Here is a 12600-nt window from a genome sequence, read left to right as displayed (position 1 = left end):
TGTATGAATCGATTAATATCAATAGTTGTTTTAGGCTTCTTTCTAAATATTTTCTCTCAAATAAATGGAGCAACTATTGTTGTTCAAAATGTGAATGACAGTGGCCCTGGGTCATTGCGTATGGCTCTTGCAAATTCTCAGAGCGGGGATATTATCCGGTTTAATCCTAATTTGTTAAGCAATGGAAGTAACACAATTACAGTGTCAAGTTATTTATCAGTAGATAAACCACTGACAATAAAAGGATTGTACAATCAAAACGATACATTGTTTCTTAGCGGAAACCATGCAAATCTAATTATGGGCGCAAGTTTATTATCCGTTAATAATTCTTCAATTATTCTTGATAGTCTTGTTTTTATTAATGGGAATAATGTTCTTTTTGGTGGCGCAGTGCAGTATGAAGACTATGATGGAAGCAATTCCTTAATTGTTCGGAATTGTTTTTTCAGAAATAATACAGCAGACTTTGGAGGAGCAATAGGATGTATGTCCTATTTTAAAGATCAAACCATCGTGATAGAAAATAGCGTTATCAAAAATTGTTCTGGAGCTGGAATAGCTATTCATGGTTATTTTAATACAAATCTAACAGTTATTAATACTGACATATCTGGGAATACTGGTGGAAATTCCGGTGGCGGGATTTCGTGTGTGAGTCAGCTTATTTCAACAGTTATCATCCAAAATAGTTCTATCTGCAACAATACAGGTTGTGGAATTTACTCCAAAGGACAAACGGCTTCTTGGGTTACAGCGCAAAACAGCACATTTAGTGGGAACTCCGGTGCACAAGGTGGTGCTATTTATTCCGATGCTACATCATCATCATCAATATCAAATGTGTCACTTACCAATTGTACAATTACGGGTAACACAGCTACACAAAGCGGAGGGGTTTTTTCATCTGGTGTTGCTGGATCGATGTTAACGGTTAAGAATTGTACTATTGTCGGTAATAATTATGTTGGACTTTGTTCAGTAGCTTATGCAAATACTAGTTCATTAATAATTGAGGGAAGTATTGTTGCTTTGAATGGAGGCGGTGAATTGCTTAACTTCCCTAATGGTAATTTTGGTAGTTTTACATCCAATGGATATAATATTTTCGGGCCAATTGGGGGTTCAGGTATTGCTTCTGATCAAATAAATGCAACGACTGCCCAACTTAATCTTGGTCCACTGCAGCTCAATGGCGGAAATACCAAAACAATGCTGCCGGGTTTAGGAAGTATAGCAATAGATATGGGAAATCCGGCTGATTTGAGTGCTGCACAAAATGGTCCTTTAACGGGGAGCATTAGAGACGTAGGTGCTGCTGAAGTTTGCTCAACAACTTTTAGCGATTCTACTGCTACAGTATGTGGTTCAATCAACTGGTACGGAGAAAGTTATAATACTTCAGGTACTTATACTAATCAGTTGACAAATTCAGGTGGTTGTGATTCAATAGTAACACTCTACCTCACGGTTTTACCGATTTCCGAAACAACACAAATAGAGACAAGTTGTGGTCCTTTTGTATGGCCGTTGAATGGTCAAACCTATGGGTTTTCCGGGTTTTATACGGATACTGTGACAGCGATAAACGGATGTGATTCCATCGTACATCTGAATCTTCAGGTGAGGACTATACCTTCTGTAGCGGTTATTGATGCTGGAAACGGAACCTTAACATCGGTTTATTCCGGAATTTTGGAGTGGATTGATTGTGTGACAAATACGGTTGTCGGATCAGGTCAATCATTCACACCAGTTCAGAATGGAACATATGCCTTAATTGCTACTGATGGGGTTACATCTTGTTCAGACACTTCAAACTGTATAGTAATTGACTACCTCGACATAGAGTCGATGAATCCGATAAATTGGAGTATCTATCCGAATCCGACCAACGACCAGGTCCACATCAACTTCTCCGGTTCTGATGCGGAACTGACGGTTTACGATGCCCAGGGGAAAATGGTGTTGAAAGATCAGATCCAAAACCAGGAAATTATCTCCCTTCAAAACTTCGAGCGCGGAGTTTATTTGTTTGATTTTAAAAACTCAATTGGACGAAGAGTTCAGCGGGTAGTGAAGCAGTAGGGAAACTCATTGATACTGAACGAAAATCCGTTTACCGATTGGTGGGCGGATTTTTGTATTTTTACAGATGTAATTTCTTAACTATGAAGATAAACTACCTAATTTTATTTTTGTGCCTGAGCTTTAATCTAAGTGCACAAACTACTTCTCATCCCTTTTGGACTCCAACTTCTGATGTTTACGACCTGGAAATGGATACTACCAGTAACTTATTGTACATAGGGGGTAATTTCACGAAGTTTACACCTCCGACGGAGCCGAATGGTTCATTGGTCAATCTGCAAACGGGCATGCCCAATTATGAGTTTGCAAATCCGAACTCCAATGTCATGTGTGCTGTTTCGGATGGAAATGGCGGCTTTTTCATTGGAGGTAATTTCACACAAGTTGGGGACAGCCTTAGAAAATTTGTAGCGCATATAGATGCAACCGGAAGTGTTACATCCTGGGATGCTCATATGGAAGGAAATCCACCATCTATAGTTCGATCAATGACATTAGTTGGAGATTCTCTCTTCATCGGAGGATCTTTTGGACAAATTGCCGGAGAAACCCGTTATTGTTTTGCAGCATTAAGTGCTTCGGATGCATCTCTTTATAATTGGGCACCGGGTTTTTCAGGGAGCATTTACTCCATTGTAGCTAAGAATAACGGACTGTATGTCGGAGGGACCTTTACACATTTTACCGGTTCAAATACTTATAACAATCTTGTACGTTTTGATTTACCTAGCGGAACAGCTTCAATCTGGCAGCCGGATATTACCGGGTATGTAACAGATATCGAAATTATCGATTCAACGGTATACATTAGTGGCCCGATCTTTACAGTGAACGGTCAATCGCGAAGTGGATTTGCGTCCATTTATGAAATGAGAGATTCTTTTGGGACAATTGTAGGGGACAGCTTAAGTGACGTGGAAATCAGTACTGACGGGAATATCTATGATCTTTTGATTAAAGGCGATTCATTGTTTATCGTTGGTCAGTTCAACCAAGTGGATTCCCAACCGAGAAATAGTTTTGCGGTTGCCAACAGGCATGATGGATCCCTTTATCCATGGAGCGCTGATGTAAGCGGAGATGTTGAAAGAATTAGCCTGAAAGATTCGATCATCTACTTTGGCGGGAACTTCTCCCACATTGATGGCATTGAAAGACAAGGCCTGGCGGCATATAACCTGGAAAGCGATCAATTAACGGACTGGAATCCAAGTATATTGTCAGGAACAATTCGCTCCATCGAGATTGCCGGTTCAACGGTATATATCGGGGGGAGCTTTTATAGTATAGGAACAAAATACAGAAGCTACCTGGCATCGATTGATCATGCAACAGGAATTCCAACAAATTGGAATCCTCAGATAAACGGATTGGTAAATGCTGTACACCTTACAACAGACAAAATCCTGATAGGAGGGGAATTTACAACTGTAAACGGAGTTCCAAGAAATCACTTTGCGTCATTTGACCGTGCAACCGGAAATTTACTTTCCTGGAACCCATCTGTAAATGGTGCGGTTTATAGCATCGGTTCATTAGATTCGATGATTTTTGTAGGAGGAGCCTTCACACAGGTAAATGGAACTTCTTTTGGGAATCTTGTAGCAATCAACGAAACTACCGGAAGCGTTCAATCGTGGAATCCACAATTAAATGATACTGTTCACACGGTCTATATTTCAAATGGTTATTTATACGCGGGAGGTGATTTTACGAGTTCCGGAGCATCTTCCAGAATGAGAATTGCACGATTTAATTTAGGGTCTTTAACGCTTGATTCCTGGAACCCGGAATTCAATGGAAAGGTACGCGCGGTCTCCCAAAACGGAAATGAAATTCTGGTTGGAGGAGACTTTACAACCGTTAATTCTACCAATCGCAATTACTTTGCCTCAATACAAGTGGTAACCGGTAACTTGAATTCATTGGATGTGAACCCGAATGACTATGTAAGAAGTATTGAAACATTCGGAACAAAATCATATTTGGGAGGACGTTTTACCACTATTGACGGGCAACAGCGAAACTATGTGGCGGAATTGGATCTGTTTAATGATGTCATTAGTCCATGGAATTTAAACCCGACGGGTCCTTACGGGCCTACAGCAGTGCTGTGTATTTTCGACTCAACCCTGGTTGTTGCGGGATCGGATTTCGGACCTGCTCAAGGTGCAACGGGGCATATCTACGAAGTACTTGATTTTGCAAGCTTTACACCGCTTCCGTTTACAGTTAATGTATTTACACATCCGAGTTTTTATAATACCTGCTCCGGAAGTGCGCTTATTGAAACAACCGGTGCCCCTGGCTTCACTTTCGTTGTGGATAATGATGCCCCGAGATATTCAAACGGATCAATCACTATTGACTCGTTATGTGCCGGAATTCATAATTTAAAGGTATATGATTTTTACAATGACTCCATTATACAACTCTTTGTGATCGGACAAGATTCTGGGATCTTTGTTTTAGACACACTTTCAAATTCAGGGTTATACAGTTTGTTCGGAATAACCATTGAAAATTGTAATATCGATTATCAGACGATTGATACCATGTATATAGTAAGTGGTGCAGTGATTGGGAATCAATTAAATTTGGTTTGGACAGTAATTGATTCGACGGGTACGCACACAGATTCAACCTTATACGATTTGTTCCTGGGACCAGGAATGTACTATGTTCAAATCGGGTTCTACTGTCCGTTTAAATCACAAGATGATTTTTATTCATACACACAATTGGTGTATATAGCGGATGGTGACGGAACAGCATCTGTGGTCAGTCTTACCCCTTCAGTTTTTGAAATCTACCCCAACCCAACCAACGACCAGGTCCACATCAACTTCTCCGGTTCGGATGCGGAACTGACGGTTTACGATGCACAAGGGAAAATGGTGTTGAAAGATCAGATCCAAAACCAGGAAATTATCTCCCTTCAAAACTTCGAACGCGGGGTTTATTTGTTCGACTTTAAGAATTCACAAGGACACTCTGTTCAACGCGTTGTTAAGCAGTAGGAAACTCATTGATACTGAACGAAAATCCGTTTACCGGTTGTTGGGCGGATTTTTGTGTTTTCATTGTTATTCCTCGTCGTCCTCATCCAAAAAATCGAGCTCATCTTCACTTTGTTCGTGATCGGGTGAAATTCCCGGTGGATTAAACAATCCCCAAGAGTCTGTTATGAAATGCTGTTGATTAAATTCGGTAACCCATGCTATAAACAATAAGCGAAACTCTTCTATCTGATTACGAACAATTTGATAATATTCTACTTCCTTAAAACCGTGCATCTCTAAACCATGATGGAGCACAAGGATTTCTCGTGCCGCTTTGCGAATAAGTGTGGCGTTTTCCATTTTTAGATCATATAACTTTACAGCATAAGCACCGGTTAATTTTGCCTGAATGGTTATAGCGTTCTCCATGAGTTGATTCTTCAATTCCATTAGAATCTCATTTTCCTTTGGAAATAATGCGGTGATGTTTTTTAAAGTTTCAAAAATCTCTTCTGATTTTTGAAATAAAGGTGTTTGTGAATGGGATTTCATGATTTACCTGTTTTGGCGACTTAATATAGCTAAATGGAAATGGATTTTTGCAAAGCACAATTAGTTTTTGTATTTTCGATAGCATAATAACCATTTATGAAACACCTAATTACAAGCATTGCACTTACTTTGGTTTGCCAAACGACATTTGCTCAATCTTCTTTGAACGCACTTCAACTGGATGGAGTGGATGATTATGTCAGTGCAAACCTTCCTGTTGTTTTTAACAACATAAGTGCAAATGATTTCACGATAGAGGCTTGGGTAAAACCTCAGGCAGCAAATTTCAGCAGAATCATATGTGCACAAAACAACACTATGAATTTTACAGTTATTGGCATCGGTGCATCCAATGAAATTTATTTTTATGTTGTTAAAAACGGAACAACTTACAGCATACAAACAACCAATAGCCTGACATTGGATACCTGGACGCATATTGCAGCCTCATGGGTCGCAGCTTCCAATCAAATCCGGGTTTATTTGGATGGTGTTTTGCAAACAGGTGTTAGCGGTGGTATTGCAAGTAACGGATCGGTGAATGAATTATGTATTGGTGCGAGTCCGGGAGGAACCCAATTTTTCAATGGATCTGTCGATGAGGTGCGTATTTGGAGTGAAGCGCGCTCGGCTTGCGAGATACAGGCAAATTTTGATTCAGAACTTGCAGGGACTGAAACAAACCTAAGTGCTTATTACAATTTCAATCAGGGAATTGCCGACGGGAGTAATTCGGGAGTAACTACTTTACCTGAATTGGTAAGTGTAAACAATGGGACACTTATTAATTTTGCTTTGACCGGAAACACTTCCAACTGGACTACATCCGGTGCATCACTGGTTACTTCAGGCTTAATTACAACGGATGTTTTTTATTCTTTCCAGCAAGAGATTTGTAATGAAGATGAATATGATTTTAATGGGCAGATTTTAACGGCAAGCGGAACTTATACGGATACTTTGCAAACAATTGCCGGCTGTGATTCGGTGGTGGAATTGGATTTAACCGTTCTTCAATTAAGTACATCTACAACATCTGATGTATCTTGCGGACCATATGTTTGGTCTTTGAATGGGCTTACATACAATTTTCCGGGTCAGTACAGGGATACGGTTCAAAACGTTCATGGCTGCGATTCCATTGTGTATTTGAATCTTCAGTTATCGCCAATTACATTTCCGGAGATCATTGACAATGGAGATGGAACCTACACCAGTAATGAGAGCGGAATCTTAGAGTGGATTGATTGTGCAACAGATAGTGTTGTGGGGTCAGGCAGTTATTTTGCTCCGGCACAAAATGGGAACTATGCTTTGGCGGTGAATGACCCGCTTCGTTTTTGCATCGATACTTCAGCTTGTTTTACATTGGATAATCTGGGATTAGAAATCCGGAATACGATGTCTCTAAACTTGTATCCGAACCCAACGAACAACAATATTCACATCAACTTCTCCGGTTCAGATGCAGACTTAACTGTCTACGATGTACAGGGAAAGGTCGTGTTGAAAGACCGAATCCAAAATCAGGAAATTATTTCGCTGCAAAATCTGGATAGGGGAGTTTACCTGTTTGACTTTAAGAACTCTGATGGACATACCGTTCAGCGGGTAGTGAAACACTAAGAATTTAACAAGATACATTGTAATCCGTATGTCGGCTGACATACGGATTTTCGTATTTTTGTAGCCTCTATTTTAACCTCCAGTGATGAAAATCTTGATTGTAGATGACGAAAAAATGGCAAGGGAAAACTGCCTGATGGTATTGTCCCGAACCGGTATTGATAACCTGGTTATCCGTGAGTCGGACAGCGTTCCGGGCGCACTGGATGCAATTAAAGAGTTTGATCCCGATTTGCTTCTGCTGGATATCCAACTGCATGACAAAACCGGCTTTGATATCCTGCAAACCATTGCCCCTCGTTACATTCCCACAATTTTCATCACGGCTTACAATGATTTCGCACTTAAAGCTTTCCAGGTTTCAGCCCTGGATTACCTGTTAAAGCCTTTCGATCCGTCCGACCTGACTGCTGCGATATTGAAAGCTCATAAACGCATTCAGAATGATAGAATCCTGGAGCAATTGGATGTATTTCGCAACCAGTTTAAAAGTGCGGAATCTAAGCGGATTGTATTGAATACCGCAGATATGCTGCATATTGTAGATGTTGACGACATTACTTACTGCCTGGCAGACGGTGCTTATACCCATTTTTTCTTCACGAATCGAAAAGAAATCCTGGTTTCCAAAACCCTTGCCCATTTTGAAAATATCATTGACAACAATCACTTCATCCGAACACACCAAAGTTACCTGGTAAACATGCGCCATGTTACCCAATTCGACAAACGGAACGGGGGATTCCTGATCCTTCCGAATGGCATCGAAATACCGGTTTCTACCCGTAAGAAAGAAGAGGTTTTGGCCCATTTCAAGTCGAATTACCAGTAATAGCAATAAAATCTGACACCCATGTTTTTTTTAAAAAAACCGACCCCCTTATTCACAAAAATCCGTTTGACTGCATTTGTTCTCTGCTGTCTGTTTGCAGGAGCGTCTTACGGCCAACCTCCATTAGACAGTTTGTTGACCAAACTTCGGTACCAGAAAGAGGATACACTCAAGGTAAATCTGTATTACGATGTTGGAATCCGGTATGCTCAAAAAAACAATGCTTTGTTTAAAGCTTATAGTGACAGTGTCCTGAGATTATCCCGGAAATTGAATTACCCGAAGGGAATCGGATTAGGTCATTCTGCTCATGGTTACTACTACTGCATGGAAAAGGACTGGTCGAAGTCGAAACACAACCTGCAAAAAGCAGACAGTATCTTTGAACGACTGGGAGACAAACCTGCGATCATGTCAAACAAAGGGTTTTATACACTTTACTATTTCTACCAGAAAGAATTTGATAAAGAACTTCAGCTGCTGTTTGAGTTGTTGGAATACAAAGAAAAGAACAATGCTAAACCCGATGTGGCGAAGATCTGCGGAAGGATTGCCATAGCTTTAACTCAACTGCAGCGCTACAATGAAGCTAAGGATTACTATTTGCGCGCAATCCATATACGGGAAGAATTGAAGGATTTTGTGGGGAAATCCATGATATTGATAAATTTAGGTGGAATGCTGGCTCAGCAGGACCGTTTTAAAGAAGCCGGACCTTACCTGGAAGAAGCATTGAGCATCCAGCAAACGTACAAGCAGCAAAATGTGATCATGTACTGTCAGGCGAATCTTGCACACGTATATGTAGAAACCGGAAAAGCACGCAAAGGCCTGGAATTGGCGGCTGAATGCGAAACGTATTTTCAAAAGCAAAAAGATACATTTAACCTGGCAAAGTTATCGCTCATTCAGGCCGTTGGGTACACGAAACTCAAACAGTTCGACAAGGCACTTTCGGTATTGAGAGAAAAACATAAACTGATTAAGGGCAATAAGCTTTATGCCATACAGGAAGGAAACCTGCTGTGGGAATATTATAAGGTTTATAAGGCGATGGGAAAAACAGAAGTGGCTTTACAATACTTTGAACAGGCAAATGAAGTTCGGGAACAGAATGACCAGTTGGATGTGCAGCATGGAATTTCCCGGATGAAGGAAGAATACGAAACCGAAAAGAAGCAGGCAGAAAACAGGCAGCTTAAAAGGGATAACGAACTAAAAGACTTACAAATCAGACAGCGCAATTACCTGGTTTTCGGCATAATCCTTTTATTGATTCTGATTAGTATTATGGCTGTTATTATAATTCGCAACAACCGGTTGAGGTCGGAAAAAGCAACCATGGAAATGGAGCAGCGCCTGCTGCAGAGCCAGATGAACCCGCATTTTACTTTCAATGTGCTCCATGCTATCCACACCTTCATGCTGCGGAAAGACACGGAAGAGTCCGGGAAACTGCTTACTTCTTTTGCACGTCTGGTCCGTGCCATTTTGCAACATTCTTCCAAGGATAGCATCCCGCTTTCAGATGAATTAAATTGGCTGAGAGATTATATCCGTTTACAGCAGCTGCGTTTTACCGATTCATTCAATTATACCATTGAGATTGATGAGCAGTTGTCCTCAGACAATGTACTGCTGCCGCCGATGCTGATCCAGCCTTTCATTGAAAATGCGATCGAACACGGGTTTTCGGATTCCGATAAATCCGGAGAATTGCACATTTCGTACAAAAAGACGGATAAAGAGCTCGAGATTCGTATTTCGGATAATGGGAAAGGATTTTCCATGGAGGACCAGCCACGTGAAAAGAAGAGCCATGAATCGGTTGCTATTCAAATCACGGAAAAACGCATTCAGTTATTGAATAAAAAACGAAAAGGGGCTTTCAAATTTGAGATCAGTTCCGTTCCAATGCAGGGAACAACCGTCTTTTTCTCCATTCCGTACGACACACTTTTTGATTAAAAGTACAACCTTCGGATAGCAGTTGGTTACACTTATTTGAAAAACAGGCACGCTTACCAATTGGTACAGTTCGAACACCAAAACAGGTCGTTTCCTTCCTTTTGTTGCCATACTTTTGTGGCAAATACACACGAACTATGAAATTATTTATTCTACCGGTGGTACTAGGCGGATTATTCCTTGGATCCTGTTCGGAAACACCACCCGTATCCATTAAAAAAGGAACAGAAGTTACATTCGATGAACAAAAAATGACCGTTGATTTTAAAGCGAGCTCAGTTCTGGTAAGTGAAAAAGAACAGCAAACATTGGTCGCTCCGGAAGGTAAGATTTATGTGGTTGTGGATGTGAAAGCAGAAAACGGAGACTACTTCCTTTCCGTGAAAGAAGGAGATAAAGAAGTGGAAGAAGTGGACTTCCTGGTTGCCGGTCCTTTTGTAAGAGATTTAGACCTGACAACAAGCCCGGACAAAAGTAATTTATACCTGCTTGATGTTAACGGAAAATACACCATCGAGGTTAAATCATACGCTGATGCAACTGCTACCCTGGATATGGGAACTTTGAAAGATGAAGCTACCGTGAAAGTAAGCGACCGCATGAAAGCATTCCTGAATGAATTCACCGAAGGCGGACGTATCCTGGAAGCAGCGAAGAAATATGTGAAAGAAGGGGTGGACCCTTACAATATCACTACCGAAAACGGTGAGCCAATGTTTGGTGATCCTGCAACTCAGGGACTTTCAATCTCCAACATCAAAGCAGACGGAACATACGTTTGTTCGGCAGAACTTTGGTACGAAACTGTTGAAGTAACCTGGGACGGCGACCACATCTCCAAGATCGCTGTAACTGTGAAGTAAGATACTCAATAACCAATCCTACTTAAAACAAGGGCGCTTCTGTAACTCAACTCAAAGCCCGGATCCGTCTTCCGTCTGTCATAGGATGGGAGACGGATTTCTTTTTATATTCGCGTATGAAAAACTTGATCATTCTTCACGGAGCACTTGGTGCCAAATCCCAGTTTGAACAATTGGCCTCTCAATTGTCGGAACACTTCCATGTTTATACACTTGAATTTGACGGGCACGGAACGAAATCAACCGGAGCAGCTGATTTCTCCATCGAATTGTTTGCTCAAAACCTGAAAGATTTCATGCAGCAAAACGACATCCAAAAACCAATGATTTTCGGATACAGCATGGGTGGTTATGTGGCGTTGAAATTGGAAAGCCTGAATCCGGGGTCCATGGAGAAACTCGTGACTTTGGGAACCAAATTCGACTGGAATCCCGAGAGCGCTGAGAAGGAAGCAAAAATGCTGAATGCGGAAAAAATAGAAGAAAAAGTTCCTTCATTTGTTGCTTATCTGAAATCTCTTCACGGAGAAAATAGCTGGAGGACAGTTTTGCAGGCTACCGCAAAAATGATGCTTGAATTGGGAAATAAACCGGCATTGAAATCTTATGATTTTCATCATATTCAAGTTCCTGTTCACTTGTTGAGAGGAGAAAAAGATGCGATGGTAACCAAAGAGGAAACGGCGGAAGTTCAACACCTGCTGAGAAATGGAAGTTATACTGAGATCGCGGATTGGTTGCATCCTATAAACTTAGTTCCCTCCGATCAACTGGCCCAACAATTGTTAAGTTTGTATTTACCAGGGTAAATTGATGTAACTTTGGTGCATGAAAATTGAAATTTGGTCGGACATCATGTGTCCGTTTTGTTATATCGGGAAAAGACATTTGGAAACTGCTTTGGACCAGTTCCCGGATCAGCACTTTGAGATTGAATGGAAAAGCTTTCAGCTCGATCCGACAATCGTTCCGCAGCCCGATAAGAACGTATATGAATACCTGGCTGAACGAAAAGGCGTGTCCGTGGAAGAATCCAAACAAATGCATGCTGGTGTAGTAGCCCGCGCAGCGGAAGTTGGCCTGGATTACCAGTTCGAAAAAGCGGTCGTTTCAAATTCTTTTGATGCACATCGCTTGATCCAGTTGGCGAAAACCAAAGGTCTGGGCGATCCGATAGAGGAAAAGTTCTTCAAAGCCTATTTCACCGAGGGGAGAGATTTGAATGATAAAGACACCCTCATGGAACTGTGCGTTGGAATCGGGCTGAACGCTTTGGATGTAAAAGAAGTTCTGGAAGATGAAACAAGGTTTGCCAATGCTGTGAGAAACGATATTTCAGAGGCACAGCAAATTGGAGTAAGAGGTGTTCCGTTCTTTGTTTTTGATCGGAAATACGCCATTTCAGGAGCTCAGCCAATCGAACATTTTGAGCAGACGATTCAGGAAGTTTTAAAAGGATAAAAGTAAGGGTGAAAATTTTTCACCCTTACTTAAAGTGAAATTAGGGACGTGAAGCATGCGTTCCTTTTTTATTGAAAAAAGGAAAACGAGGAACAATTAGGAATCAGGTATTCATAATTGTGCGAAAATTGATTAGTTTTACTGCGTGAAATTCATTTCGACATATCGAATTAGCATGCGCCGATCCTTCTGGCGCTTTACCCGT

At 41.1% G+C, this 12600-nt stretch carries 9 protein-coding genes; 8 read left to right on the top strand and 1 reads right to left on the bottom strand.

The genetic code is table 11. The annotated features are described in order from the left end of the window. Window positions 1–3: 3 nt before the first annotated feature. Together QZT69_RS03320 and QZT69_RS03315 are read left to right on the top strand one after the other, a co-directional pair. Window positions 4–2088: a T9SS type A sorting domain-containing protein gene (locus QZT69_RS03320; RefSeq protein WP_294670495.1), complete on the top strand. Its 2085-nt coding sequence runs from the start codon at window positions 4–6 to the stop codon at window positions 2086–2088. Between the two features lie 83 nt (window positions 2089–2171). Next, window positions 2172–5111 (top strand): T9SS type A sorting domain-containing protein, encoded by a 2940-nt coding sequence (locus QZT69_RS03315; protein WP_294670493.1) that lies wholly within the window; start codon window positions 2172–2174, stop codon window positions 5109–5111. A gap of 66 nt (window positions 5112–5177) precedes the next feature. Here QZT69_RS03315 and QZT69_RS03310 read toward each other — a convergent pair whose 3' ends face one another. Beyond that, on the bottom strand, window positions 5178–5645 hold the full coding sequence (locus QZT69_RS03310) for a hypothetical protein (RefSeq protein ID WP_294670491.1): 468 nt from the start codon (window positions 5643–5645) through the stop codon (window positions 5178–5180). Window positions 5646–5741: 96 nt separating this feature from the next. Here QZT69_RS03310 and QZT69_RS03305 point away from each other — a divergent pair, with 96 nt between their 5' ends. From QZT69_RS03305 to QZT69_RS03280, 6 genes are all read left to right on the top strand, one after another. Continuing rightward, complete coding sequence (locus QZT69_RS03305; protein ID WP_294670489.1) at window positions 5742–7271, top strand: LamG-like jellyroll fold domain-containing protein; 1530 nt, start codon at window positions 5742–5744, stop codon at window positions 7269–7271. An 85-nt stretch (window positions 7272–7356) separates the two neighbouring features. Further along, window positions 7357–8103 (top strand): LytTR family DNA-binding domain-containing protein, encoded by a 747-nt coding sequence (locus tag QZT69_RS03300; protein WP_294670488.1) that lies wholly within the window; start codon window positions 7357–7359, stop codon window positions 8101–8103. A 21-nt stretch (window positions 8104–8124) separates the two neighbouring features. Continuing rightward, entirely contained in the window at window positions 8125–10071 is a 1947-nt protein-coding gene (locus QZT69_RS03295) for a histidine kinase (RefSeq protein WP_294670487.1), read from the top strand. A gap of 137 nt (window positions 10072–10208) precedes the next feature. After that, window positions 10209–10934, top strand: a complete 726-nt coding sequence (locus tag QZT69_RS03290; RefSeq protein ID WP_294670485.1) for a hypothetical protein — start codon at window positions 10209–10211, stop codon at window positions 10932–10934. A 116-nt stretch (window positions 10935–11050) separates the two neighbouring features. Then, a complete protein-coding gene (locus tag QZT69_RS03285) occupies window positions 11051–11743 on the top strand; it encodes an alpha/beta hydrolase (RefSeq protein ID WP_294670483.1) in 693 nt (230 codons plus the stop codon). A gap of 19 nt (window positions 11744–11762) precedes the next feature. Then, the gene (locus tag QZT69_RS03280; RefSeq protein ID WP_294670481.1) at window positions 11763–12395 is read left to right on the top strand and encodes a DsbA family oxidoreductase; all 633 of its coding nucleotides are present in this window, start codon (window positions 11763–11765) and stop codon (window positions 12393–12395) included. Window positions 12396–12600: the final 205 nt, after the last annotated feature.

The sequence above is a fragment of the uncultured Fluviicola sp. genome (assembly GCF_902168135.1).
GTDB lineage: Bacteria > Bacteroidota > Bacteroidia > Flavobacteriales_D > Crocinitomicaceae > Fluviicola.
Note: the sequence above shows the minus strand (reverse complement) of the source record. Positions and strands in the feature narration are given on the sequence as shown.

What these genes read in the sequence shown, in the direction of transcription:
- QZT69_RS03320 (WP_294670495.1), top strand. Translation starts at nt 4, where the DNA reads ATGAATCGATTAATATCAATAGTTGTTTTAGGCTTCTTTCTAAATATT.
- QZT69_RS03315 (WP_294670493.1), top strand. Translation starts at nt 2,172, where the DNA reads ATGAAGATAAACTACCTAATTTTATTTTTGTGCCTGAGCTTTAATCTA.
- QZT69_RS03310 (WP_294670491.1), bottom strand. Translation starts at nt 5,645, where the DNA reads ATGAAATCCCATTCACAAACACCTTTATTTCAAAAATCAGAAGAGATT.
- QZT69_RS03305 (WP_294670489.1), top strand. Translation starts at nt 5,742, where the DNA reads ATGAAACACCTAATTACAAGCATTGCACTTACTTTGGTTTGCCAAACG.
- QZT69_RS03300 (WP_294670488.1), top strand. Translation starts at nt 7,357, where the DNA reads ATGAAAATCTTGATTGTAGATGACGAAAAAATGGCAAGGGAAAACTGC.
- QZT69_RS03295 (WP_294670487.1), top strand. Translation starts at nt 8,125, where the DNA reads ATGTTTTTTTTAAAAAAACCGACCCCCTTATTCACAAAAATCCGTTTG.
- QZT69_RS03290 (WP_294670485.1), top strand. Translation starts at nt 10,209, where the DNA reads ATGAAATTATTTATTCTACCGGTGGTACTAGGCGGATTATTCCTTGGA.
- QZT69_RS03285 (WP_294670483.1), top strand. Translation starts at nt 11,051, where the DNA reads ATGAAAAACTTGATCATTCTTCACGGAGCACTTGGTGCCAAATCCCAG.
- QZT69_RS03280 (WP_294670481.1), top strand. Translation starts at nt 11,763, where the DNA reads ATGAAAATTGAAATTTGGTCGGACATCATGTGTCCGTTTTGTTATATC.